Source organism: Collinsella sp. CLA-ER-H6 (assembly GCF_040092305.1).
Lineage (GTDB): Bacteria > Actinomycetota > Coriobacteriia > Coriobacteriales > Coriobacteriaceae > Collinsella.
On sequence record NZ_JBBNLS010000013.1, the window covers coordinates 39069 to 62629 of the forward strand.

A 23561-nucleotide genomic window follows, 5' to 3' on the forward strand; every position below is an offset into this window, starting at 1 on the left:
GATAGGGTATAACTCTACTCAACCGCTAGGGATTTTATTGAGAAAGGTGTTCTACCATGAGCAAGAACCTCTCCCAGCAGGTCGTTCTCGACCGCCGCGGCTTCGTTGCCGCCACCTTCGCAACCGTCGCCGGCCTTGGTCTTGCCGGCTGCTCCGACACCAGCGCCGAGGCCGACAAGGGTTCCGCCGCCGGCTCCTCCAAGGGCTCCGAGGATACCGAGGCTTCCACCACGCTCGACGCTAAGGCATTCGACAAGCTCGTCGACAACGGCCCCAAGGCCGATGACGATGCCATCGCCGCCAGCACCTGGGCGACGGCCGTCAAGGACGCCGGCGTCTTTAAGATCGGTGGCGTTCAGACCTCCACGCTCTTCTCCCTCCTCAACGAGAAAGACGGTCAGACCCGCGGCTTCGATGCCGGCATCGCGCAGCTTCTGTCCAACTACATCCTGGGCGAGAACAAGGTCGAGATCACCCAGGTGACCTCGGACACGCGCGAGTCCGTCCTGCAGAACGGCCAGGTCGACGCTGTCTTTGCCACCTACACCATCACCGACGAGCGCAAGAAGCTCGTCTCCTTTGCCGGCCCCTACTACTACACCCAGCAGGCCATCCTGGTGCTCGCCGATAACGACGACATCAAGAGCGTTGACGACCTGGCCGACAAGAACGTCGCCGTCCAGTCCGGCTCCAACGGCCCCGCCATCCTGGAGGAATTCGCCCCCAAGGCCAGCCAGCAGGAGTTCAAGACCGACGAGGAGGCCCGCCAGGCACTCCAGCAGGGCCGCGTTGACGCCTACGTCATCGATAACAACATGCAGCAGAGCGCCCTGGTCCGCGAGCCCGGTAAGTACAAGATCGCCGGCAAGCCCTTCGGCAGCAAGGAGCCCTATGGCATCGGTCTGCCGCTCGATTCCGACGGCGTCGCCTTTGTCAACGACTTCCTTAAGAAGATCGAGGACGACGGCACCTGGACTGAGCTGTGGCAGATCTGCATCGGCGACCGTACGGGCGACACCAACGTTCCCGAGCTGCCCGAGATCGGCGCCTAGGCAGCGAGCCTGGTAACGGCCGCAACGAAACCATATGGAAACGCATGATGCGCTTTATTGCGGTAAACTGTTTCCTCACTGAGTTGTCGGGGCTTCCGTACACACGGGAGCCCCTTTCCTTATCGGCAGGAGGTCCGCATGAGTCTCTCCGAACTCTGGTCGCTCTATGGCCAGAACTATATCGACGCGCTGCTAGCGACCTGGGGCATGACGCTTGAGTCGTTTGCCATCGCCATGGTGCTGGCCGTCGCCGTCACCGTGATGCGCGTGTCGCCGCTCAAGCCGCTGCGCGTCTTTGGCGACCTGTATGTCCAAGTCTTCCGTAACATCCCCGGCATCGCGCTGCTCATCATTGTCGTCTATGCGCTACCGCCGCTCAAGGTCGTCCTGCCCTATCGCACCTGCGTTATCGTCGCCACAGTCCTTTTGGGCTCGGCCTTTGGCTCCGAGAACTTTATGAGCGGCATCAACACCGTCGGCGTCGGCCAGGTCGAAGCCGCCCGTTCGCTCGGCATGAGCTTTAACCGCATCCTCGCCAAGATCGTGATTCCGCAGGCACTGCGCTCGAGCGTGCTGCCCATGACCAACCTCTTTATCGCCGTCATGCTCACCACCGCGCTCGGCAGCCAGGTGCCGCTTAAACCGCAGGAGCTCACCGGCGTGGTGAGCTACATCAACACACGCTCGCTCGGCGGCGTCGCCGCGTTCTTTATCTCGGCGCTCGGCTACCTGGGCACGGCCTTTGTGGTGAGCCACATTGGCAACTACATCGATAAGAAGGTGAGGATCCTCCGATGAGCAAGCATTCCTCCCCTGCACTCACCATGCGCGATGCACTCTACGAGGCTCCCGGCCCCAAGATGCGCGCCAAGATTCGCATCGGCACCGCCATCTCGCTCGTCGCTGTCGCCGCGCTCGCCATCCTGGTACTGCAGCGCTTTTATGTGACCGGTCAGCTTTCGGTCCACTATTGGTATTTCTTTACGCACCTCACCACCTGGAAGTTCCTGCTTGCCGGCTTTGAGGGCACCGTTAAAGTCGCACTCACCGCCGGCGCCATCGCGCTGGTGCTGGGCTTAGCCCTTATGCTCGGCCGTACCAGCGAAATTAAGCCGCTGCAGCTGGTCTGCCGCGTGCTCACCGATTTCTTCCGTGGCGTACCGAGCCTGTTGTTCATCTACTTCTTCTTTTTGGTGCTGCCCCAGTACAAAATTGCGCTGCCGTCGTTTTGGATGCTCACGCTTCCCGTCGCGCTCGCTGCCGCCGGCGTGCTGGCCGAGATCTTCCGCGCCGGCGTCAACGCCGTGCCGCGCGGCCAGGTCGAGGCGGCCCAGGCACTCGGTCTCTCCAAGGCTAAAATCACCTTTAAAATCGTGTTGCCGCAGGCTATTCGGTTTATCATTCCATCCTTGATTTCGCAGCTTGTGGTCGTAGTCAAAGACACCACCGTCGCCTACGTGGTGAGCTACCCCGACCTCATGCAAAACGCCCGCGTGCTCATTACCAACTACGACGCCCTCGTGTCGGTCTACCTGGTTATCGCGGTCATCTACATCCTCATCAACGTCGCGATCAACAAGGCCGCTGTCTACGTTTCGCACAAGACCGGCGCGACCATCATCCGCTAACGCTTTACCATTTCGAATCATAAGGAGCCGAGCACCATGGCACAGAGCACCTCTTCAACCGGCAATCAGCCGCTGATCGAGCTCAGACACGTCGATAAGCACTATGGCGATCTACATGTCCTCAACGACATCAATCTCTCGGTCGACCGCGGCGAGGTCGTTGTTGTAATTGGCCCCTCGGGCTCGGGCAAGTCGACCATGTGCCGCACCATCAACCGCTTGGAGACCATCGACTCGGGCGAGATCCTCATCGAAGGCGAGCCCCTGCCGCAAGAAGGCAAGGACCTTGCCCGCATGCGCGCCGAACTGGGCATGGTGTTCCAACAGTTCAACCTGTTTGCACATATGACCGTACTGCAGAACGTCATGCTGGGGCCGGTCGACGTGTTGGGCGTCTCCAAGGATGAGGCCCGTGAGCGCGCCATGGACCTGCTGAGCCGCGTAGGCGTTGCCGAGCAGGCCGATAAGGTGCCCGCACAGCTTTCGGGCGGCCAGCAGCAGCGCGTAGCCATCGCCCGCTCGCTTGCCATGCAACCCAAGGCCATGCTCTTTGACGAGCCCACAAGCGCCCTCGATCCCGAAATGATCAACGAGGTGCTCGAGGTCATGGTCCGTCTGGCCCAGCAGGGCATGACGATGATTGTCATCACGCACGAAATGAACTTTGCCCGCCGCGTGGCCGACCGCGTCGTGTTTATGGCCGACGGCCAGATCGTAGAAACCGGCACGCCCGACGAGTTCTTCGACCACCCCCAGACCAAGCGCGCCCAGGACTTCCTCAACTCCATCAAGGGTCACTAGCCAGACCGCCCACCCGCCAGCCATGCCCATCCAAACTCGAAAGTTACACCTATGATCGGAACTCGCACTTCATCGTCCTACACCCCACATGTCGACGTCGCCCCCGCCGACCGTCCGCTCATCCTCGTCGCGCCGCGCTGGGAAGAGGCAGAGCCGTTTTTAACCGAGATGCTCTCCCCCAACGAAGAAATCGCAAGTGTCTTTGTCGACGCCATTCTTGCCGCCGGCGGTCTGCCGCTGCAGATGTCCATTACCGAAGACGTCGACGTTATCCGTCATTACGTGGAAATCGCCGACGGCATCGCCATTCCCGGCGGTCCGGACGTCAACCCCAAACGCTGGGGCGACGAGCGTCCTTACGACCCCACGCTGTGCTGCGAGATTCGCGACCGTTTTGAGTTTAAGCTGGTTAACGAGGTACTTCGCGCCAAAAAGCCGCTCTTTACCACCTGCCGCGGCACGCAGTTGCTCAATGTCGCCACCGGCGGCACCCTGTGCATGGACGTGCCGAGCCTGGGTGCGCGCGAGGGCCGCACGCAGTGGCGCCATACCCACGTGCTCAACGATCCCGTGCATCCCGTCGAGGTTGTGCCGGGCTCGCTGCTCGAACGCGCGGTTGGCGGGCACAGGCTGATCCAGACCAACTCCGCACACCACTGCTGCGTCGATCGTCTGGATAAAAGCACGCGCTTGGTCGCCAAGGCAACCGACGGCGTTCCCGAGTGCATCGAAGTCGAAGGCCAGCCTTTCTGCCTGGGCGTGCAATGGCACCCTGAGTACACGTGGAAGACGCTCGAGACCGACTTTAACCTGTGGAAGTCGTTTGTCGAGGCAGCGGCAAAGGTTAAGCAGGCGCGATAGCTCGCGAATCACACAGGCTTAAACCTTCCATGCCGAGGGGGGCGGACATCAGCCACGGTGCCCGCGCCCCCCTGTATTTGGTATGCTCGGTATGATTATCCCTCACAAACAATCAAAGAAATCTCGACCGCAATCGGTCGACGGCAAAGCAAATGGCAAAAACGCTTGCTACGTTTATTAGGCAGTCAATTAGAATCGAAATGCATTGACTATTCCCCAACGGGGTCACGCCACAAATCCACATGAGCATCGAGGACGGAAGCGGAAGTATGGAATTGGCCCCGAGCTGTATGTAGATCGCTACAACGTTGACAAGCAGCAGCATGCCAATCGGACCGAAGCCGGATCCAAAATAGGAAACGGCAATCACGCCAGAGACCACGTATGCAAGGCAGACGACACTCGCCAGAAGAAGTCGATAGCAAAAAATATTCAGGTTGAAATACTGTTGAGCATCTAAAACGATCGCGCAGTTAAGGCAGTACAAAACGACACTCGACAGGATAAACGCGCCCAAAAGGGCAAAAGAAGACAGCACCACTCGCGCAACGATAGCGCACACACGCTTCCCTCCCCGAGCCTCCGACAACCCCCACGGTTCCTCAATAAAGCCCGAACTGACAAAGCGCGGCACAATGCAAGCCGCGATGAACGGAAAGAACAATGCATGAGCCAACGGGGCTACGTTGAACAGCAGACCGCGAAAAACCTCTGCATTACCAAATAGAAGGACATCCTCTGCCGATAGCCGAAGCGTCGGGTCTGGGAAAAAGCCTAAGAAACTGTTCTCACGGAGGCTACAGAACCACATCGGGAAAGAACTAAGCTGCAATACCACCATGCACGAATAAATTACCAGGATTAAGGCGTACGTCCATTTGCTCACATGCTTCAATTCTGAATGAAGGAATCTTCTAGTCTGACGAGCCATTGAGCACACCCCCAGCACGAAAGCTCACGAGAGCGTAAATCAATACCGATAGACAGCTGGCTGCCGCGCCATATCCCAGAAGCGTCAGCTGCCCCATATCGCTATACCCAAGGGCACATCCGACTCCAAGGTACGGCCCCGGAAGAAAGAAGATCCATCGCAAGGACGGTATGGGCGTCTGAAGGTAAGTTCCGTAGAGCGTCAAGCTCATGACAAATCCGATTATTACCACAGCCCCGCTCAATACGGCGCTGCCTGTAATCCGATAGATGGTCGTCGTCTCCAACGCAACCGATATCACCAATACGGCGTTGACTATCATTGCAGGCAAAAATACAGTTAGCATGTCGTGCGAGTAGTTATGCCCTCCACGTATTATGGCTATTGCAAAAAGAAGAAGGCAAAGCGCACTATATGCTGCGCCAATTATTAAAGCAGACGAAAATGCATGGGCTAGAGCCCCATAAAAGCGGTTGAGACCTCTTGCCAAAGAAATTCGGCAGCCCTCTTCATAGCCACGCTCCTGTAGAATTACCAGGCAAACGATGAGCGGCACAAGCAGAGATGTGCCGGCAAAGGCGCTACGCACAAGGGACTCATCGGGTGCAGAAGGATCGATTACATTCCAGCAGAAGCCAATATCCTCCCCAAAAACGCTATTGCCAAAGGCGAGCAACGTTGTTCCGTTTTTTAGAAAGATGCCGAAGAGAAGGCCGAACGCCAGCATAAGCGCAAGACCAAACTTCGCCGGAAACATCCTGTGTAAACGTATCATGTCCGCCTTTATGGGATGAATCGCCCGCTTCATAGCGAGACCGCCTTCATCAAGCGCCTGTAATATTCTTTTAGGGACGGCGCCTCGTCCCTTATGACATCCATCGATTCCTTTTTCAGCAGTTTACCGTCATGAATAAACAGGCAACTTGTTGCAACCGATGCCAACTCATCCAAATCATGACTAGAGATGAGCATGGTCTTACCCTGCTCTCGATTCAATCGGCCGATAAGGGTCCATATACTCTCGATGCCCAGCGGGTCCAATCCATTTGCTGGCTCATCGAAAACTAGCAAGTCAGTGTCACCCAACAAAGCCGTAGCTATATCCAGCCGCCGCTTCATTCCCAGAGAAAAACTGCTTACGCTCTTTTTTTCATCGACGTCCAGCCCGACTAGGCTCAAAACGCGAGGAATCTCACGATTCTCATCAAGTCCCCATTCCGCACATCGGATTTGAAGATTCTCAACCGCGTTGAGAGATTGGTATGTTCCGCTGGAATCTGGCACATAGCCGACACGCGTCCGCATCAGACCAAGCTCTTTTTTTGATTTGCCTCCAAAGAGCTCCACGCTCCCCGACGATGGCTCGCAGAGGCCCAAGACGATTTTAATAAGCGTGCTTTTGCCCGCACCGTTTGCACCAACAAGGGCGCAGAGCTCAGACTGGTGTACCTCGAAGGAAACGTTTTGCAACACACGCCGTTTCCCATAGCGCTTTGACACCTTTGATAGCTTTATCGCTGATGCGTTCATCGGCCTCCCGTTCCGCTTGATAGCAAAACCGCTCATATCGTTCCTTCTTTACTTTATCGTTTTCCATAGTTATTATTGTTTTTCGATAACTCATATTTGTCAAGATAATCTAAAAGAAAGAACCCGTGTTAGACACGGGTCCCTTCACGCTGATATTTCGTTTTAGTTGTTCGCCCTAAGCTACTCGTCGCTCAAATCGACAGCAAAGACTGATGTCGGAAGCGACGCCTCATTGCCTCCGCCGTCCCGCATCTGCCTCACAACGTTTTTTGCACGCTCGACAATAAGCTCCTCAAGCTCTTTCTCGCTCACGCGCTGAATAATATCTCCCGGTTGACAATCAAGCTCATCACAGATATCGAGAAGCGTCTTTAGGCGAATAGCTTTTATCTTTCCGTTTCTAAGCTTTGAAATATTAGCCGGAGTATGCCCCGTCGCCCGAATCAGATCAGCGCTGGTCTTTCCGGTCTTAAGCAGCTGCGTCTCAAGCTCGATGATGAGATAGCTCATGTTTCCTCCTACACAAGCTCGTCAGACTGCTCTTGGAGCAGCGAGGCATAACTCCAGATCGCCGAGATAAACAAACAGACAACTGCGCCGATAAACGACCCCGCATCAAAGGTAGCGCCTTGGCAAATCTCAATAACGAAGGAATGAGGCACAATGTAAAGCTCCAGTCCGCCAATGGTGAGATTGACCGATCCATAGGCACCAACAAGCGAAACCGCGGCGTTAACAGCAAAGGCAAGCGCGAGAACACGGATAAGCCGCACATGCGCCTTGGTAAAGGGCGAGACGCCCCGAGAGATGTTATGGCTGATTCCGCACAAAACGACAAGCGAAACACCCACGGCGAGTGCCAGGCACAGCCCGCTTGGGATAACGATGCTCCCGCCATTGAGAAGCGTCACGACACCGAAAGAATCGACAGAAACAACGTTTGCAACCGCATACCAGATCACGTAAACAACCAACGCGGCAAAAGCGACGAGCATCCCTGCAAAAACGGCTGCCATGCAAAAACCAAGCTTCCTGATATTTTCGCCCGCCTTGGCCATACGCTGAACGTTGTTGGACATAACTCACCCTCATCGACTCTATCGTTATTCGAACAGTTTATCGAACAACGATATGGATTGCATGCGGAAAGCCCCGCCAGTGCGCATGGGCCATTCACTAATCAGAAGGGGTGAGCGTGGATTTTCGGACACTTACCGAACGAGCGTGGATAATCTCCCACTTTGAGGCCGCCACCGGGCCTAAAACGGGAGATTATCCACGCTCATAGTCATCAAGGCTCACAGCCTCTTACTCGGCCGCCTCGCGCAGGGCCGACATCGTAGCCGCATATTGCTGCTGCAACGCATGCATTCCCTCGCGAGCGCCGTCAACGGCATCGGCGCCGCGCGGCGCCTCGGTCACCACGACCGCCGGCTCGTACAGATTATCGAATCCCAGGTTCTGGCTCACGCCCTTGAGCGTGTGCGCTGCCATAAACGCACCTTCGGCGTCTCCTGCCGCCATGGCGGCCTCCAGCTTGTCCATGCTCTCGTCATCCAAAAACTTGAGGGCAAAGCGGGCAAGCATTTCCTCGCCCATCAGCCGAGCGCACGCGTCATCATAATTAGCGCCGATCTTCTCATACGCCTCACGCATGGAAATCATGGATTAAAGCTCCTTTGGTCAAACTAAATCGTGGGAAACGCGACAACGTCGGCGGGGCGTGCCAACGTCTCGGCAATACGGTCTTGCACCTCGAGCAGGCAGTCGAGCAACAGCGGGTTAAAGGTGCCGCACTTACCGTCCAGGATCATCTGGATTGCCTCCTTGTGCGGGATAGCGTCTTTGTATACGCGCACGCTCGTCAGCGCATCGTACACGTCGGCCACCGAAACCACCTGCGCGGCGATGGGGATATCGTCGCCCTTAAGGCCATCGGGATAACCCTTGCCGTCCCAGCGCTCGTGGTGCCAACGCGCAATCTGGTACGCATATTCCATAAGCGCATTACCGGCGTGATGGCTACCCAGCTCAAGCAGCATGTCGGCGCCGATCGTGGTATGCGTCTTCATAATCTCGAACTCATCGGGCGTAAGGCGTCCGGGCTTGTTGAGGATCGCATCGTCAATCGACATCTTGCCGATATCGTGCAGCGCCGAAGCCAGGGCAATCGTGGAGCGTTCCTCATTGTCGAGGGAGATCGTGCCGCTACGCTGGACCAGGCAGCCAAGCAGCAGCTCGGTCAGCTTTTCGATGTTCGTGACGTGCCTGCCGCTCTCGCCATTGCGCAGCTCCATGACGCCAGCCATGATGTCGATGAGCATGCGACTGTTCTTGACGCGCTCGTTGTACTGCTGGGACAGCAGGCTCGTCAGGCGGCGCTGTTTGGCGTACAGGCGGATGGTGTTGCTTACGCGGCGGCGCACGATACGGGAGTCAAACGGGCGGTTGATATAGTCCGAGGCGCCCAGCTCGTACGCGCGCAGAACCGCATCATCGGAATCTTCGCTCGAAATCATGATGACAGGCAGATTATCGATACCCGATCGGCGCGACAGATCGGCCAGCACCTCAAAGCCGCTTATGCCCGGCATCACAATGTCCAGCAGCACGAGCGACAACTCATCGCCATAGCGGTCGACCATGTCGAGCGCCGCACGACCGTTATCGGCCTCGAGGATGCAATGCTCGTCCTTGAGCATCTCGCTGAGAATGGCTCGGTTCATCTCGGAGTCATCGGCGATAAGCACCAAAGGCTTTTCGCTTTGGAAGGCCTCGATGGAATCGGCATCGGTCACGACCGTACCGGCTTTTGCCTTAGCGCGGCTCAGTAACTGAGCAGCGCGGCCAACGCCCTCATCGACCGTCTCGCCATGAATGCGAACGCCACCAACACATGCCGTCAAGCTCACGTACTCATGGCCCGGAATAATCGTGGAATGAACGGCATCGGACACCTGATGCAGGCGACGGGTGAAGTCATCGGAGGGAATATTGGGCATGACAACCACAAACTTGTCGCAGCCATAGCGCACAAGCTCGTCAGTCGAACGAATTCCGCTGCGTATGGCTGTCGCCACAGCACCGAGCGCAAGGTCGCCGGCATGACGGCCACACGTATCGTTGAAGGCCCTAAAATCATCAACGTCGATCATCGCAACGCCGGCATTCATGCGGGCGCTACGGAGCTTTTCCTCGTAATATCGGCGATTGCGCACGCTCGTCAGCACGTCGGTGTAGACAAGGTCCTCTTCTGCGGCCTCTTGCTCATCAATCGGACGCACCATCAGCAAGACGTGAGGCTCGCCCTCGACCTTCAGAGGGCGTAGACGGGCGCGGTACTCAGTCCCATCATTGAGCAGTTGCTCCGACACCTCATCGGAATCTGCCAAAGCCTCAAGACTCGACTGGCGCAAACAAGGACACCGATCGCCGGCGAGCAGGCAGTTAGGTTCGCTCTTAATCTGATCGGCCGACAGCAAACGTACCACGGGGTAGGTCTTCGCGACGCGGGCGACCTCAGCGGCGGCCTCCTCGTCGGTTAGATTGACCTCGTGATTATTGAGCATATGGGGCCCTTTCGATAGTTTCGCATGGTAGCGGTGGGTTCCAAATGTTACAAGGGTAACACCTTGTCGATGCAGGTAAGTACGTGAATGCTGCCACATTCTTATGAGTTGGCAGACGGCGCGATTGAAGCCGCAGACGCGAGGTTTTGAGCACGTTTGTTAATACGGCCGAAACGTTTGCGGATGAAGCCTGCTTTGGCTATTGCAGATGCTAGAGCCACAGGATGCCACGGACAGCCCGGGCAGCCGCTGCCGGGCGATCGCGCAGACCGTTATGCGCGCCCGGGATCGTCACGAGAGGGCAATCGAGATATTCGGCAGCCGCTCGCGTGCCAGCCTCGCGGGGCGTGCCAATCGAGAGCTCGCCTAGGAGCACGGCGGCCACCGTTTTCGACGCGCGAACGCTATCCCAATCGGGAACGCAGGTCATAGTAATCCCGTATTCGTTTGCCATGAAACTGCGGCCGTTGCGCAGGGCATGCTTGGCTTCTGCCTCGGTCGTTCCAGGAGCCTCGGGGTCCAAGTCGCCGAGGGCTCCCAAGAAAAGCCGGAGCGCCCTTGAAACCTTTCCAGCCGCAATCATATCGAGCAAAACCGGAGCTGCGCCCATGCCGACGCCTTCGGCCGACACAGCCGGCTCATGCAGAATCGCACGGGCGACGAGATGGGGCTCGGTGCGAAGAAGCTCCAGCGCCACCAACGTACCGGCGCTGTGCGCAAGCACATTTGCCGAAGCGCCAACGTGTTCGATCACGGCTTGCAGGTCGGCGGCCTGAGCGGCAAGATCATAGCTGCCGTCTGCCGCTTCGCTGCTGCCACCACAGCCGCGGCGGTCGTAGGCAATTACGCGGTAGTTGCGACTGAGCTCACAAGCGATGCCGTCGAAAAATGTGCCGTCGACACAAGCGCCGTGCACGCACACCAAGGCAGGAGCATCAGGCGACACATCCGGGCCGGCATATTCGCGACAGGCAATCGTGGTGCCCGCATTCTCGACCGTAAAATCCATGTTGTGCCCCCATCATCAATGCTCATCCAGTTGCACGTCAGCACGATTGGATGGACCCGCATTGCTTTACACCTTGTTAACAGATTAACTTTACCCGACCCGAGGCTTTTCATGGCACGGCATAATGAGCGACGTGAAAAAACGAAACTTGTAAAGCAAGAGCCCGCACCTTGCTTTGGAGCCGATGCTATGCTTAGGCACAATTGTCTTGAGGAGCATATGCCTATGTCTACGTTTTTGAATGCCAGCCCTATCTTTGGGCCCGTTCGCAGCCGTCGCCTTGGCCTCTCGCTCGGCGTCAACATGATGCCGGCCAGCGGCAAAATCTGCACGTTCGACTGCATCTACTGCGAAAACGGCCTCAACGCCGAGCGCCCCTGCCATGAGCCGTATAACACAGCTGCCATGGTACTCGACGCGCTCGAGGCAAAGCTGCGCGAGATGGCAGCCGAGGGCGAGCTCCCCGATGTGATCACCTTCGCAGGCAACGGCGAGCCCACCGCCGCGCCGGAGTTTCCGCAGGCCATCGCCGGCGCCGTCGCGCTGCGCGACGAGCTTGCCCCAAACTCCAAGATCGCCGTGCTCTCCAACGGCACACGCGCCGACCGTCCCCAGGTACACGATGCGCTCATGATGGTCGACGACAACATTCTTAAGCTCGATACCGTCGACCCGGCGTTTATCCAGCTGCTCGACCAGCCTGTTGGCCCCTACGACGTCGAGCACCAGATTGAGACGTTCGAAAGCTTTGACGGTCACGTTATTATCCAGACGATCTTTTTGACCGGTGAGTATCAGGGCAAGCCCATCGACAACACCGGCGAGGAGTACGTTGCCCCCTGGCTCGTGGCGCTTGAGCGCATTCGTCCACAAGAAGCAACCATTTACACGGTGGCGCGCGAGACACCGATCGCCGGCCTTGCCAAAGCGGCGCCTGAGGTGCTCGACGCCATTGCCGCGCGCGTGCGCGCCCTCGGCATTCCCTGCCAGGTGAGCTACTAGCAAAACCACGCAGCAGCTAGTGCCCGCCACCCCGCTCCATCAGTTGCGGTGATATAGTTCCTGTTTGTGCTGTTAAACCGCTTAAATCGGAACTATATCACTGCAACTTTTATGGCCGCGTGGGTGGGCTATACTAGCTGCGAATGAAAGGAAGTTAGCCATGTATGACAAAGGACCCGTGCCCGGCCGCAACGACGCTTGCTGGTGCGGCAGCGGCAAGAAATACAAGAAATGCCATAGCGCCTTTGATGAGCGCCTCGAGCGCTTGTGGGAAGAAGGCTGGGAGGTTCTGCCCCGTACGCTCTACAAGACTCCCGCCGATATCGAGGGCATCAAGCGCTCGGCAGCCATCAACGTGGGCGTGCTCGATTATGTGGGCGAGCATATCGCCGCAGGCATGACCACCAACCAGATCGACCAGATGATCTACGACTACACCGTCGAGCACGGTGGCACGCCGGCCGACCTTAACTACGAGGGCTATCCCAAGAGCGTGTGCACCTCGATCAACGACGTCGTCTGCCACGGCATCCCCTGCGATGCGGATGTGCTGCACGAGGGCGACATCATCAACGTAGACTGCTCCACGATCTTGGACGGTTACTTTAGTGATTCGAGCCGCATGTTCTGCATCGGCGAGGTCTCGGCCGAGCGCCAGCGCCTGGTCGACGTCACCCGTGCCAGCGTGGAGGCGGGTCTGGCAGCCGTCAAGCCATGGCTACCGCTCTCCGTTATGGCCGAGGCTGTGCAAAAGACCGTCGAGGACGCCGGCTTTAGCGTGGTGCGCGAGTACGGCGGGCACGGCATTGGCAAAGAGTTCCACGAGGACCCATTTGTGGGCTTTACCACCGAGGCGCCCGATGTGGACACCATCATGGCTCCGGGCATGGTCTTTACCATCGAGCCCATGGTCAACGCCGGAGCACCCGACATCAAGATTAGCAAGGGCGACGGCTGGTGCGTGCGCACCAAGGACGGCAGCGATTCGGCCCAGTGCGAGGTACAGCTCGTGGTGACCGAGGATGGTTACGAGCTGCTGAGCTGGTAGCTGTAGATACGCCGGATGCTGACGGGCACGCTCGTCTTGCATCCGGCGTTTTTATTTGAACGTTTTGCCTGATAAAACCTGTCAAAATAAACCTGTCCCTTTTTGGCAGGTCGAGCGGAGAGGACTGCTTGTGAACATCCTGGTTTTGCTGCCCGTCAACGACCGTCATCGCGCAATTCTTGAGTCGAGTGCTCCGGGCGAGGACTTTTTCTACACGAGTGCCGACGCCGCCACGCGCGAGCAGGTCGCCAACGCCGACGTGATCTTGGGCAACATCGACCCTGACATGCTCACGGCATGCGAACATCTCCAGCTGTTGCAATTGCAGACTGCCGGCTATGACGATTACCTTGCCGCCGGTACCGTGCCAGCCGACGCCAAGCTGTCTTGCTCAATCGGCGCCTACGGCCAAGCCGTGAGCGAGCACATGTTTGCCATGGTCCTTTCCATGATGAAGCGCCTGCCCGGCTATCACGATCTGCAGCGTGAGCATCGCTGGGAGGATTTGGGGCCGGTTACCTCGCTCAAAAACGCCAATGTGCTGGTGCTGGGCGCAGGCGATATCGGCGGCCACTTTGCCACGCTCTGCCGCAGCATGGGTGCGCACGTCCGCGGCATCAAGCGCCATCCGCTCGTCTACCCCATTGTATTTGAGGACATGGACGGCATGGATGCCCTGCCCGAGCGCCTGGCCGAAGCCGACGTCGTCGCATCCTTTATGCCGAGCACGCCCGAGACCCGCGGCCTGGCGAACGCCGAGTTCTTCGCCGCGATGAAACCGGGCGCCTTCTTTGCCAATGGCGGCCGCGGTGACCTTGTTGTTGCCGACGATCTGGTTGCCGCTCTTGAGTCCGGACACCTTGCCGGCGCCGCGGTCGACGTCACCGACCCCGAGCCGCTGCCTGCGACAAGCCCCCTGTGGGATGCGCCCAACATGCTCGTCACACCGCACGTCTCCGGATGGTTCCACCTGGCAGCCACGCTCAACAATGTCGTAGACATCGCCGCGGAGAATCTGCGTCATCTGCAGGCCGGCGAGACGCTTCGCTGCTGGATCGAACATTAGGGTTCCGGCGTTTTACCAAACGCCGGAACCCCTCGACGCTACGAGCCCGCCAGAGCGGCAATCTGGCGTTCAATCGTCGGGCATGGCCAAAAGGCCAATGCCCTCCTCTTTCACGTCACCTTGCTCGCTCTGGCGAGCTCTCGCTGACTTTTGTTCAACCTGTGGGGTCTTCAAATTGTTAGAGCGTTGCTAAGTAATTCTTTGCGTCTTCTACGCTCATTGCGGCGACTGGTGCGTGTGAGCAGAGCTTGACATCGTTGGTGACCAGAAGGTCTGTCTTTGCGCGCATCGCTGCCGCGATGATTAAATCGTCTTCGTAATCGCCATGGAGCTCACGCTGCTTACTCGCCATCCATATGTCGCTCAGGTCGCAGGGCACGGGCGTAGCAAGTTGCGACAACACATCAAGACAATCCCATGCGAGTGATGTCGCCGCCGAAGCGGCATCTTGAGACAGCGAACCGTGCTCTCGCCGATACCACGCCTTATGTTCACTCGAAATCAAATAGAACAGGTCTTTGGACGATGTCGCCGCATACATCAGCTCAGCCTGAGCCGTACACGCATCACGCAAAAACTCAATTGCCGCCGAACGACCGCGTCGTGAAGGGATGAAATAATCAAGCCAGACGTTGGTGTCAACCAAGATACGCTTAGGATTCTCACTCATAGAGCCAGCTCATCTCCTCGCCATAGCGATCAGCATAGGCATTCCGTTTGAGCTCTTCGTCGTCCGATGGCTGAGCCTTGACCATATCGATTCCTGACTCACGGCAAGCGGCAGCGAATAGCTTCGACCCCTGATCCATGAGCTCGAGCTTACGTTTGGCGGCCTTTTCGCGCTCGCGCTGTTCCGCCCGGGCACGACTGGGCAGCAGGATATCCTCGAGCGCACCGGGGCGATCGGCCAGCGACGCTGCAAGCTGCCAGAGCGCTCGCACCGCTTGGCTCGGCGTCATACCGGCCCTGGAGAGAGCGGCGTCCCCACTCCTTTTGAGATCGGCATCGAGACGCACGTTGATCTGAGCGGCTGTTGTGGTCATGACCCCTCCTTAATACTTCAAAACTATCATAAAACTCTATGGTAGATACGTAAAGCATGTATAGCATTTATAAGCATTAGCCGTACTCTGTACACAAAAAGCCGCCGAGGCACACTGCACCTCGGCGGCCACGTATCACCAATCTAGTTCGGTTTTACCCCTTGCATTCGCCCAGATAAAACCTGCCAAAATTAACATCCCTTTTTGGCAGGTTTAGAGCTCCACGCTTTCGGCACCGTTGATATGGAGGTCGTGCTCGTAGAAGGCGGTGAGGGCGCGGATGGCGTACATCACGTCGCGCACGCCGCCGGTCTCGTAACTCGAGTGCATGGCCAGCTGTGGCAGGCCCACGTCTACGGCGTGCATACTCGCCTGCATATTAGACAGATTGCCGAGGGTGGAACCGCCGGCCATGTCGCTCTTGTTGGCGAAGGCCTGCGTGGGCACATCGGCGTCATCGCAGATAGCCTGAAACACCGCGCGGCTAAAGGCATCGGTGCAGTAGTGCTGGTTGGCAGCTTCCTTGATAACGATGCCGCCGTTGAGCACCACCTGGTTGCGCACATCGCACTTCTCGGCGTGGTTGGGGTGCACGGCATGCGCGTTGTCGCAGCTCACGAGCATCGATGCGGCAAGGGCGCGATGATACGACTCGTCGTCAAAGCCCAGCGAGCCGTTAATGCGGCGCAGCGCGTCGGCCAAGAACGTCGACATGGCGCCCTGCTTGGTCTCGGAGCCAACCTCCTCGTTATCGAAGCAGCAGAAGACCGAGACGTCGTGCGCGTTCTCGGCACCCAAAAATGCCTGCAGCGAGGTGTAGGCGCAGGCCAGGTCATCGAGCTTGGGCGTCGAGATAAATTCGTCGGCCCAACCCCAAATGCGCGCATCCTGACGATTAACCAGGAACAGATCGCGACCCAGGATCTGCTCGGGCTCAACATCCAGCTCTTCGGCGATCAGGGCGTCAAAGTCACCCTGCTTAAGCTCGCCGGCGCTGATGAGCGGGCACAGGTCGACAGCACGGTTGGGCGCAAAGCCCTCGTTGACGCCACGATTCATATGGATGGCAAGGCTCGGAATGATAGCGACCTCGCGCTCGGTGGCAAGCAAGCGGCTCTCAATACGGTCGCCCTCGCGCACCAGCACGCGGCCCGCGAGCGCCAGCGGGCGATCGAACCAGGTGTAGTCGATCATGCCGCCGTAGGCCTCGGTGTTCAGGCGCAGCGTCTCGCCTGCGCCATCGAGCTCGGGCACGGCCTTGACCTTAAACGTCGGCGAATCGCTGTGCGACGCCGTCAGTTGAAAATGATAGTCGCCGGCAACGCCGTCCTCGCCCCACGTAGCAGCCAGGTCCTCGCCCACCTTAAAGGCAACAACGCTCGAAGTGTTGCGCTGCGTGTAATAACGCCCGCCCGGCTCGATATCCCACGCCGCGTTCTCGGGCAGGTAGGTAAAGCCCGCCTCGTCGAGTTCGGCCATAATGGTCGCCGCCGTATGGAACATGCTGGGGCATGCCTCGATAAAGTCGATAAGGTCGTTGGCGGCCTCGATATCGTCGGCCGTCACGTGCACGCGCTCGGGCGTTTCCTGATCCGTCATGCTCTCCCCTTTCGCTGGGCTGATGGTCCCCTCCAGCATACCCCGCCGCGCCAGTGCCGCACTCTTCATTCCATGCTTAATTCCGCGCCGCTCACCAAGTTGAGCCCTCATGCCCGCGCTCCCTTTGCGACAATTGCGCTAACAGGACGAGAGGAGCCGTCATGAAGCCACGTAACATTGCCATCGCCTGCGGTGTCGCGGGAGTCGCCGTCGGCCTTGCCGCTGCCACCGGTATCGTTTATCACAAGCAAATCAAGTCCGCCGCGTCGCTCAAACGCTTGACCGGCTACGCGGATGGCTATGACCTGTACGCAATCGACATCGCCTACGACTACGATCTTGATCGCATCATCGCCGCTGGCGTGCGCGACGACCAGGCCTACATCGATGCCGTGGTGGCGCAGGTGCTGCCCGGTGTGCCGGTACATGTCCAGGCGCCCCAGTTTGCCTGCAGCGCTTTTGTCGCCGTAGATGCCGAAGGCCGCGTGCGCACCGGTCGCAATTACGACTTTAAAGACGACACCTCGGCGCTGCTGGTGCGCAATCACCCACGCGGCGGCTATGCTTCCATCGGGTTTGCCGCCCTCAATAACCTGGGCGCCAACACTCCGCTTGACTCCATCACCGGACGCGCCGCGGCGTTGATGGGCCCGTTTGCCCAGCTCGACGGTGTTAACGAATGCGGCGTGTCCATTGCCGTACTCACCCTGGATTCCAAGCCCTGTGACCAGGACACGCAACGCCCCGCCATCAATACCTCGCTCGCCATCCGCCTGGTGCTCGACCGTGCCGCCACCACGCAAGAAGCTGTCGACCTGCTTTCCGCCTACGACATGCACGCTATGGCAGGACGCGATTACCACTTCTTTATCAACGACGCCGCCGGTGACGCGCGCGTAGTAGAGTGGGATCCGCGCGATCCGGACCGCGCTTTCAAAGCGACTCCTGTACGCCAGGTTACGAACTTCTATGCCTGCTATGGCGACGAAGTGCTGCCCAACCAAAAGAATGGCGAGCTGGGCCATGGTAAAGAGCGCGCCGTCGCAATCGCCGATGTCCTTGACGCCCATGTCGGTGCCCAGAACGAGGCAGTCGCTTGGAAGGCCCTACGCGCTGCGGCGCAAGAGCCCAATCCGGAAGACATCACCAGCAACACGCAGTGGTCGGTCGTCTTTGACAACACCGAGCCCGCTGCCGCCATCACGCTGCGCCGCCACTGGGGCGACATCGATGCCTTCGCGCTGTAAGGAGCTGGCACCGTCGTCCTTACGCTGGCCTGACGTTGCTTACATTTCCATACATTTGAGCTAACACGTTTTACCCCCGTATCAACAGTGTGCGGGGGTAAACTTATGCGCATGTTATAACTTGCCCGGAAGGATTCACCATGCTTAGAATCGGTCTTCTTACTAGTGGCGGCGACTGCCAGGCGCTCAACGCCACCATGCGCGGCATCGTCAAAACGCTTATAACCAATAGCGAAGAACCTATCGAGATCTATGGTTTTGAGGACGGCTACCAGGGCCTTATCTACAGCAGGTTCCGCGTCATGACGCCCGCCGATTTTAGCGGCATCCTCACCCGCGGCGGCACCATCCTGGGCACAAGCCGCACACCGTTCAAGCGTCTGGATACCCCCGAGGCCGATGGTGTCGAGAAGGTGCCGGCGATGGTCCACACCTATCATAAGCTGCAGCTCGACTGCCTGTTTATGCTGGGCGGTAACGGCTCCACCAAGACCGCCAACCGCCTGCGCGAAGAGGGCCTCAACGTTATCGCGCTGCCCAAGACCATCGATAACGACACATGGGGCACCGAGCTGACGTTTGGCTTTACGAGCGCCATCGACGTCGCCACCAAGTGCATCGACGACATCCACACCACCGCTTCGAGCCACGGCCGCGTGTTCGTTATCGAGATCATGGGCCACAAGGTTGGCTGGATCCCGCTGTATGCCGGCGTCGCGGGCGGCGCGGATGTCATCTTGATTCCCGAGATCCCCTACGACATGGATAACGTCATCAAGACCATCGAGCATCGCATGGAAACCGGCAGCCGCTTTACGATTGTAGCCGTCGCCGAGGGCGCTATCTCCAAGGAGGACGCGGCGCTGTCCAAGAAGGAGTACAAGAAAAAGCTCGCCGAGCGCACGAGCCCGTCGATCGTCTACGACATCGCCAAGGAGATCGAGGCCAAGACCGGTCGCGAGACCCGCGTCGCCATCCCCGGCCACACGCAGCGCGGCGGTCAGCCCGACGCCCAGGACCGCATCTTTGCGACCCAGTGCGGCGTCGAGGCCGCGCTGGGCTGCCTACGCGGCGAGTTTGGCTACATGATTGCCCTGCGTGACGGCAAGATGTGCCACATGCCGCTCGAGGAGGTCGCTGGCAAGCTCAAGTACGTCGACCCCCAGAGCGATCTAGTGCGCGAGGCCAAGGCGTTGGGCATCAGCTTCGGCGACGAATAGCCTCGGCCTCCCCGGTTACCGCAGGAGGCCGAGGCTATTCGTCTTCTTGCTGCAAGTGCCTGGGGTAGGATGCGGCGTGCATTTTTGGGAGTATTCAGCAGCCGAGGGTGCCTGCATACTGGATTTTGGGCGAGAGACAGGCGCCGCGGGCCGCATTCTGCAAAAAAAATGAGCGGTCCTCGAGGCGCCGGAGCTCAAAGTCAGGCTTTCAATGCGCTTTTGTGCGCCCGCTCCCGCACCCGCGGGCTCCGGGATGCTGAATACTCCGGAATTTGCACGTCGCCCCCTGGGGTACCCGCGGGCAAAAAGCAACCGCCCCGCCGAAATATGCAATCGGCGGGGCGGTTTATGCAAAAATGCGGTTGTGGTACATTACAGCTCGCTACAGCTTGAATCCCAGGCAGGTTACTCGGCGCTTTTGAGGGCGCCGACCATGTCGATCTTGTTGAGGGTACGATTGGTGGCGAGGTTGACGATAAACGTAAAGCCAAAGGAAAGCACCACGGCGAGCACGTAGCTTAGCGGCTCGACCTCAACATCAAAGTACAGCGACGGCATCTGCAAAATGTACGTAAAACTCTCGGCCAGCAAGCCGCCCAGTGGCACGCCCAGCGCGGCGCCAATTGCCGTGAGGATCAGCGTCTCCTTGTTGACGTAGTGGTGTACCTCGCCACGGCGGAAGCCCAGCACCTTGATGGTCGCCAGCTCGCGTTCGCGCTCGGAGATATTCGTGTTGGACAGCGTAAACACCACCACAAACGATAGGCACGCCGCCATAAAGGTCACGAGCACCACGACGGAATTGATAATCGCAAAGTTCGCCTCGTAGTTCTGCCAATGTTCGGCCGTGCTTGAGATGGTGAGCCAACCGTCGCTCTTAAGCTTCTTGCTAAACGCAATCTGGTCAGAAGTTGAGCCCTTAAGCAGCACAAAGACACCGTTAAGGCGCACGCTTCGACCGAACGCGCGCTCATAGGTGCCCTGCGTCATATAAAGCGTATTGCCCAGATAGTTGAGCGAAATGTCGCTGACTTTGACCTTGGCTACGTTGAGCGACGAATCCTGGACGTGTGCCGTATCGCCCGGTTGAATCCCCAGCACCAGCTGTGAACTCTTGCTCAGATACACGTCTCCGTCACGCAAAGACAGCGGCTCTTTGGACTCATCCTCGAGACGCACGTAGTCGTCCAGGTCGTTCGTGCGGTCATCGGGCACCACAATCAGCTGCACGGTCTCGCTCTTTCCGCCGAATGTAAAGGTGACGTTGTCGGTCATAATCGGCAGCGTCGAAGTCACGGTCACGTCAGAATCCTTGGCCGCGCTGCGCTCATCCAATGCCGCGCACGTCTGCGAAAAATCGTCGGGATTGGCAACCGCCAGCAGGTCATAGCGCGTGACGTGGCCGTACTGCTTGGGCGACAGCGCGACCGACGTATCACGAATACCCATACCGCAGATCACGAGCGCCGTGCAGCCGGCGATACCGAAGATGGTCATAAAGGCACGCTTTTTGTAGCGGAACAGGTTACGCGCCGCCACCTTGTTTAAGAAGCCCATGCGGCGCCAGATAAAGCCGATGCGCTCGAGCAAGATGCGCGAGCCAGCGCGCGGGGCCTTGGGACGCATAAGCGAGGCCGGGGTCTCGGCCATCTCGTGGCGGCAGGCGATAATCGTGGCGCCCACCACGCCCACGGCAAACAGCGCCACCGACACGAGCGACGACACGATGTCGTACGAAAGCAGCATCTGGGGCAGTGAGTACATGTCGTCGAACACCGTAAACAGGAACAGCGGCAGGCCCACAAATCCGATGATGTTGCCGAGCACGCCGCCGATCAGACAAGCCCACAGCGCATAGTCCACGTATTTGGACAGGATGCGCCCGCGCGAATAACCGAGTGCTTTGTACAGGCCAATAAGCGTGCGCTCCTCCTCGACCATACGCGTGGCGGTGGTAAGGCTGATGAGCACGGCGACGATAAAGAAGATGAACGGGAACACCGTGGCGATGGCCTCGATCGAAGAACTGTCGCTGTCGACGCTCGAGTAGCTTGCGATATTGCCGCGGTCCTGGATGTACCAAGTGCATTCGCCCAGGTCAGAGAGCTCGGCGCGGGCATCGGCAAACTGTTGATCGGCGGCGGCGCGACGCTGATCCAGGTCGGCTTGCGCCTGCGCACGCTCGTCGCTGCCCTCGGCCATGCGATTGATGTTGTCCTGCTCAATCCCAAAGAGCATATTCGCCTGACGCTCAGCCGCGTCCAAGCTCGCCGGCGTGTCGACCGTCAGCTCCTGGGCGCGCGCCTTCTCACGCTCCTCGCGGATCTTCTCGATATTGCCCTTGACCTCATTGATCTTTGCCGCGTAGGAATCCGAATAGGAGTTGAGGCTCTTGGCTCCCTCGACGATCACGTGGACCGCGGAGTAGGAAGAAGATGTCGCGGCGTCCTCGCTCACATAGAACTTATAGTCCGCCGCCGAAGCAGCGCGAAAGGCGTTGACTGTCGAGTCGGAGCTCACATCAGTGGGGTCGAGGACCTCGGCCGTAATGGTGTAATCGCCCGCGGCAAACTGGTCCTTGGCGCTTTGATTGGACGAGCTCGCGTCATTGGCGGCAAAACTCACCGTATCGCCGATTTTCTTGCCCGATGCCTTCAGGAACTTCGAAGTCACCGCGACTTCATCAGCGCTCTCGGGCAAATCGCCGTTCACGAGCACCGGCTGATCGATGTTCTCCTTGGAGAGACTCTGCACGACCACGCGCTCGCGCGTTGTGCCCACGGCGGTGTAGGCGGTCTCGGTGTAGATGCCCTCGGCCGTTTCGACGCCATCGACCTCTTGTATGGCGTCGAGATCATCGTCAGTCAGGCCATAGGTCGACTGCACGTTAATGTCATAGACATTTTGCTGGTCGAAGTAGGCATCAACCGAATCACACAGGTCCTCGCAACCCGCCTTAAGGCCGCACATCACGCTCACGCCAAGCGCGGTGATGACCACGATTGACAAAAAGCGCTTAAGACTGCCTCGGATTGTGCGGTAGATGCCACGGCGAAAAACCGTCGGCACCATATCGTTTGAGCTTTGGGCAGTGCGGTAGGTCGTAAAATCCTGCTCGCGCTCCGTGTTCTGCGCGTCGCGGCGTAGGCTGTTTTGGCGGTCTTGGTCCATGGGCGCTACCACTCGATCGTCTCGATAGGCACGGGATTTTGCTGGACCGTCTCGCTCTCCACGCGACCGTTCTTAAAGCGGATCAGGCGATCGGCCATGGGCGCCAGCGCGGAGTTGTGGGTGATGATGATGACCGTAATGCCCTGCTTGCGGCAAGTGTCCTGCAGCAGCTGCAAGATCTGCTTGCCGGTTTTATAGTCAAGTGCGCCCGTGGGCTCGTCGCACAAAAGCAGCTTGGGGTTCTTTGCCAGTGCGCGGGCAATGGACACGCGCTGCTGCTCGCCGCCCGAAAGCTGCGCGGGGAAGTTGGCGAGGCGCTCACCCAGGCCAACCTGGCAAAGCGTTTGCTCGGCATCGAGCGAATCAGGGCAGATTTGCGCCGCAAGCTCAACATTTTCGAGCGCCGTCAGGTTGGGGACCAGATTGTAGAACTGGAAGACAAAGCCGACGTCGGCGCGGCGGTATTCCACGAGCTGTGCCTCGTTAGCGGAGCTCACATCGCGCCCGTCCACCGTCACGGTGCCGGAAGTCGCCGTATCCATGCCGCCCAGAATGTTGAGCGCCGTGGTCTTGCCGGCACCCGAAGCACCCAAAATGATGGCGAGCTCGCCGCGCTCGACCGTAAAGCTCGCGCCGTCGAGTGCGTGAATGCGGGCGTCGCCCTCGCCGTATGCCTTGATGACGTCTTTGAATTCGATATAAGCCATCGATCGGTTCCCATCTGGTCGGATAACTCTTTAGTATTACCCATTTCGCACCGACTAAAAAGGGACGGGTTTTTTTG

The 23561-nt window shown here is 58.6% G+C and carries 23 protein-coding genes; 10 read left to right on the forward strand and 13 right to left on the reverse strand.

Annotated elements, in window-relative coordinates:
- Nucleotides 1–56 precede the first annotated feature (56 nt).
- The 5 genes from AAAX77_RS06860 to AAAX77_RS06880 all read left to right on the forward strand — a co-directional run bounded on the left by AAAX77_RS06860 (nucleotide 57) and on the right by AAAX77_RS06880 (nucleotide 4342).
- Complete coding sequence (locus AAAX77_RS06860; RefSeq protein ID WP_349105469.1) at nucleotides 57–1052, forward strand: glutamate ABC transporter substrate-binding protein; 996 nt, start codon at nucleotides 57–59, stop codon at nucleotides 1050–1052.
- 138 nt (nucleotides 1053–1190) lie between these two features.
- Entirely contained in the window at nucleotides 1191–1850 is a 660-nt protein-coding gene (locus AAAX77_RS06865; RefSeq protein WP_006234894.1) for an amino acid ABC transporter permease, read from the forward strand.
- On the forward strand, nucleotides 1847–2680 hold the full coding sequence (locus AAAX77_RS06870; RefSeq protein WP_349105471.1) for an amino acid ABC transporter permease: 834 nt from the start codon (nucleotides 1847–1849) through the stop codon (nucleotides 2678–2680). Before AAAX77_RS06865 ends, AAAX77_RS06870 begins: the two co-directional genes overlap by 4 nt.
- A gap of 36 nt (nucleotides 2681–2716) precedes the next feature.
- Entirely contained in the window at nucleotides 2717–3481 is a 765-nt protein-coding gene (locus tag AAAX77_RS06875) for an amino acid ABC transporter ATP-binding protein (RefSeq protein WP_006234892.1), read from the forward strand.
- Nucleotides 3482–3532: 51 nt separating this feature from the next.
- Nucleotides 3533–4342, forward strand: a complete 810-nt coding sequence (locus tag AAAX77_RS06880) for a gamma-glutamyl-gamma-aminobutyrate hydrolase family protein (protein ID WP_349105473.1) — start codon at nucleotides 3533–3535, stop codon at nucleotides 4340–4342.
- 112 nt (nucleotides 4343–4454) lie between these two features.
- On the opposite strand, the gene AAAX77_RS06885 is transcribed toward AAAX77_RS06880, so the two are convergent.
- The 8 genes from AAAX77_RS06885 to AAAX77_RS06920 all read right to left on the reverse strand — a co-directional run bounded on the left by AAAX77_RS06885 (nucleotide 4455) and on the right by AAAX77_RS06920 (nucleotide 11381).
- Nucleotides 4455–5273 (reverse strand): hypothetical protein, encoded by an 819-nt coding sequence (locus tag AAAX77_RS06885; RefSeq protein WP_349105475.1) that lies wholly within the window; start codon nucleotides 5271–5273, stop codon nucleotides 4455–4457.
- On the reverse strand, nucleotides 5257–6081 hold the full coding sequence (locus AAAX77_RS06890; RefSeq protein WP_349105476.1) for a hypothetical protein: 825 nt from the start codon (nucleotides 6079–6081) through the stop codon (nucleotides 5257–5259). The genes AAAX77_RS06885 and AAAX77_RS06890 overlap by 17 nt, the downstream gene beginning before the upstream one ends.
- Nucleotides 6078–6839 carry an ABC transporter ATP-binding protein gene (locus AAAX77_RS06895; RefSeq protein ID WP_349105478.1) on the reverse strand — a complete coding sequence of 254 codons (762 nt, stop codon included), beginning with the start codon at nucleotides 6837–6839 and terminating at the stop codon, nucleotides 6078–6080. The genes AAAX77_RS06890 and AAAX77_RS06895 overlap by 4 nt, the downstream gene beginning before the upstream one ends.
- A gap of 144 nt (nucleotides 6840–6983) precedes the next feature.
- Entirely contained in the window at nucleotides 6984–7313 is a 330-nt protein-coding gene (locus AAAX77_RS06900; RefSeq protein ID WP_089572320.1) for a helix-turn-helix domain-containing protein, read from the reverse strand.
- Between the two features lie 8 nt (nucleotides 7314–7321).
- Complete coding sequence (locus AAAX77_RS06905; RefSeq protein ID WP_349105479.1) at nucleotides 7322–7882, reverse strand: hypothetical protein; 561 nt, start codon at nucleotides 7880–7882, stop codon at nucleotides 7322–7324.
- 229 nt (nucleotides 7883–8111) lie between these two features.
- Nucleotides 8112–8468 carry an Hpt domain-containing protein gene (locus AAAX77_RS06910; RefSeq protein WP_349105481.1) on the reverse strand — a complete coding sequence of 119 codons (357 nt, stop codon included), beginning with the start codon at nucleotides 8466–8468 and terminating at the stop codon, nucleotides 8112–8114.
- Nucleotides 8469–8491: 23 nt separating this feature from the next.
- Nucleotides 8492–10372: an HD domain-containing phosphohydrolase gene (locus AAAX77_RS06915; protein ID WP_349105483.1), complete on the reverse strand. Its 1881-nt coding sequence runs from the start codon at nucleotides 10370–10372 to the stop codon at nucleotides 8492–8494.
- A 211-nt stretch (nucleotides 10373–10583) separates the two neighbouring features.
- Nucleotides 10584–11381 carry an alpha/beta hydrolase gene (locus tag AAAX77_RS06920; protein WP_349105485.1) on the reverse strand — a complete coding sequence of 266 codons (798 nt, stop codon included), beginning with the start codon at nucleotides 11379–11381 and terminating at the stop codon, nucleotides 10584–10586.
- Nucleotides 11382–11606: 225 nt separating this feature from the next.
- Here AAAX77_RS06920 and AAAX77_RS06925 point away from each other — a divergent pair, with 225 nt between their 5' ends.
- From AAAX77_RS06925 to AAAX77_RS06935, 3 genes are all read left to right on the forward strand, one after another.
- The gene (locus AAAX77_RS06925) at nucleotides 11607–12383 is read left to right on the forward strand and encodes a radical SAM protein (protein ID WP_349102934.1); all 777 of its coding nucleotides are present in this window, start codon (nucleotides 11607–11609) and stop codon (nucleotides 12381–12383) included.
- Between the two features lie 160 nt (nucleotides 12384–12543).
- Nucleotides 12544–13431, forward strand: a complete 888-nt coding sequence (gene map / locus AAAX77_RS06930; protein WP_035137617.1) for a type I methionyl aminopeptidase — start codon at nucleotides 12544–12546, stop codon at nucleotides 13429–13431.
- A gap of 130 nt (nucleotides 13432–13561) precedes the next feature.
- Nucleotides 13562–14497, forward strand: coding sequence for a D-2-hydroxyacid dehydrogenase (locus tag AAAX77_RS06935; RefSeq protein ID WP_349105487.1), 936 nt, complete (start codon nucleotides 13562–13564; stop codon nucleotides 14495–14497).
- Between the two features lie 178 nt (nucleotides 14498–14675).
- On the opposite strand, the gene AAAX77_RS06940 is transcribed toward AAAX77_RS06935, so the two are convergent.
- The 3 genes from AAAX77_RS06940 to AAAX77_RS06950 all read right to left on the reverse strand — a co-directional run bounded on the left by AAAX77_RS06940 (nucleotide 14676) and on the right by AAAX77_RS06950 (nucleotide 17139).
- Complete coding sequence (locus AAAX77_RS06940) at nucleotides 14676–15167, reverse strand: PIN domain-containing protein (RefSeq protein WP_349105489.1); 492 nt, start codon at nucleotides 15165–15167, stop codon at nucleotides 14676–14678.
- Nucleotides 15160–15540, reverse strand: coding sequence for a translation repressor RelB (locus AAAX77_RS06945; protein ID WP_124786494.1), 381 nt, complete (start codon nucleotides 15538–15540; stop codon nucleotides 15160–15162). The genes AAAX77_RS06940 and AAAX77_RS06945 overlap by 8 nt, the downstream gene beginning before the upstream one ends.
- A gap of 213 nt (nucleotides 15541–15753) precedes the next feature.
- Nucleotides 15754–17139, reverse strand: a complete 1386-nt coding sequence (locus AAAX77_RS06950) for a M18 family aminopeptidase (RefSeq protein WP_349105491.1) — start codon at nucleotides 17137–17139, stop codon at nucleotides 15754–15756.
- A 161-nt stretch (nucleotides 17140–17300) separates the two neighbouring features.
- Here AAAX77_RS06950 and AAAX77_RS06955 point away from each other — a divergent pair, with 161 nt between their 5' ends.
- Together AAAX77_RS06955 and AAAX77_RS06960 are read left to right on the forward strand one after the other, a co-directional pair.
- The gene (locus AAAX77_RS06955) at nucleotides 17301–18386 is read left to right on the forward strand and encodes a carcinine hydrolase/isopenicillin-N N-acyltransferase family protein (protein ID WP_152067604.1); all 1086 of its coding nucleotides are present in this window, start codon (nucleotides 17301–17303) and stop codon (nucleotides 18384–18386) included.
- A gap of 140 nt (nucleotides 18387–18526) precedes the next feature.
- Entirely contained in the window at nucleotides 18527–19606 is a 1080-nt protein-coding gene (locus tag AAAX77_RS06960; protein ID WP_349105494.1) for an ATP-dependent 6-phosphofructokinase, read from the forward strand.
- 405 nt (nucleotides 19607–20011) lie between these two features.
- Here AAAX77_RS06960 and AAAX77_RS06965 read toward each other — a convergent pair whose 3' ends face one another.
- Together AAAX77_RS06965 and AAAX77_RS06970 are read right to left on the reverse strand one after the other, a co-directional pair.
- Nucleotides 20012–22777 carry an ABC transporter permease gene (locus tag AAAX77_RS06965; protein ID WP_349105496.1) on the reverse strand — a complete coding sequence of 922 codons (2766 nt, stop codon included), beginning with the start codon at nucleotides 22775–22777 and terminating at the stop codon, nucleotides 20012–20014.
- A 5-nt stretch (nucleotides 22778–22782) separates the two neighbouring features.
- Nucleotides 22783–23484, reverse strand: a complete 702-nt coding sequence (locus AAAX77_RS06970) for an ABC transporter ATP-binding protein (protein WP_138339534.1) — start codon at nucleotides 23482–23484, stop codon at nucleotides 22783–22785.
- Nucleotides 23485–23561 lie beyond the last annotated feature (77 nt).

Bases quoted from the DNA above. Each gene is read 5' to 3' on its own strand.
- AAAX77_RS06860 (WP_349105469.1), top strand. From the start codon at position 57: ATGAGCAAGAACCTCTCCCAGCAGGTCGTTCTCGACCGCCGCGGCTTC.
- AAAX77_RS06865 (WP_006234894.1), top strand. From the start codon at position 1,191: ATGAGTCTCTCCGAACTCTGGTCGCTCTATGGCCAGAACTATATCGAC.
- AAAX77_RS06870 (WP_349105471.1), top strand. From the start codon at position 1,847: ATGAGCAAGCATTCCTCCCCTGCACTCACCATGCGCGATGCACTCTAC.
- AAAX77_RS06875 (WP_006234892.1), top strand. From the start codon at position 2,717: ATGGCACAGAGCACCTCTTCAACCGGCAATCAGCCGCTGATCGAGCTC.
- AAAX77_RS06880 (WP_349105473.1), top strand. From the start codon at position 3,533: ATGATCGGAACTCGCACTTCATCGTCCTACACCCCACATGTCGACGTC.
- AAAX77_RS06885 (WP_349105475.1), bottom strand. From the start codon at position 5,273: ATGGCTCGTCAGACTAGAAGATTCCTTCATTCAGAATTGAAGCATGTG.
- AAAX77_RS06890 (WP_349105476.1), bottom strand. From the start codon at position 6,081: ATGAAGCGGGCGATTCATCCCATAAAGGCGGACATGATACGTTTACAC.
- AAAX77_RS06895 (WP_349105478.1), bottom strand. From the start codon at position 6,839: ATGAGCGGTTTTGCTATCAAGCGGAACGGGAGGCCGATGAACGCATCA.
- AAAX77_RS06900 (WP_089572320.1), bottom strand. From the start codon at position 7,313: ATGAGCTATCTCATCATCGAGCTTGAGACGCAGCTGCTTAAGACCGGA.
- AAAX77_RS06905 (WP_349105479.1), bottom strand. From the start codon at position 7,882: ATGTCCAACAACGTTCAGCGTATGGCCAAGGCGGGCGAAAATATCAGG.
- AAAX77_RS06910 (WP_349105481.1), bottom strand. From the start codon at position 8,468: ATGATTTCCATGCGTGAGGCGTATGAGAAGATCGGCGCTAATTATGAT.
- AAAX77_RS06915 (WP_349105483.1), bottom strand. From the start codon at position 10,372: ATGCTCAATAATCACGAGGTCAATCTAACCGACGAGGAGGCCGCCGCT.
- AAAX77_RS06920 (WP_349105485.1), bottom strand. From the start codon at position 11,381: ATGGATTTTACGGTCGAGAATGCGGGCACCACGATTGCCTGTCGCGAA.
- AAAX77_RS06925 (WP_349102934.1), top strand. From the start codon at position 11,607: ATGTCTACGTTTTTGAATGCCAGCCCTATCTTTGGGCCCGTTCGCAGC.
- map (WP_035137617.1), top strand. From the start codon at position 12,544: ATGTATGACAAAGGACCCGTGCCCGGCCGCAACGACGCTTGCTGGTGC.
- AAAX77_RS06940 (WP_349105489.1), bottom strand. From the start codon at position 15,167: ATGAGTGAGAATCCTAAGCGTATCTTGGTTGACACCAACGTCTGGCTT.
- AAAX77_RS06945 (WP_124786494.1), bottom strand. From the start codon at position 15,540: ATGACCACAACAGCCGCTCAGATCAACGTGCGTCTCGATGCCGATCTC.
- AAAX77_RS06950 (WP_349105491.1), bottom strand. From the start codon at position 17,139: ATGACGGATCAGGAAACGCCCGAGCGCGTGCACGTGACGGCCGACGAT.
- AAAX77_RS06955 (WP_152067604.1), top strand. From the start codon at position 17,301: ATGAAGCCACGTAACATTGCCATCGCCTGCGGTGTCGCGGGAGTCGCC.
- AAAX77_RS06960 (WP_349105494.1), top strand. From the start codon at position 18,527: ATGCTTAGAATCGGTCTTCTTACTAGTGGCGGCGACTGCCAGGCGCTC.
- AAAX77_RS06965 (WP_349105496.1), bottom strand. From the start codon at position 22,777: ATGGACCAAGACCGCCAAAACAGCCTACGCCGCGACGCGCAGAACACG.
- AAAX77_RS06970 (WP_138339534.1), bottom strand. From the start codon at position 23,484: ATGGCTTATATCGAATTCAAAGACGTCATCAAGGCATACGGCGAGGGC.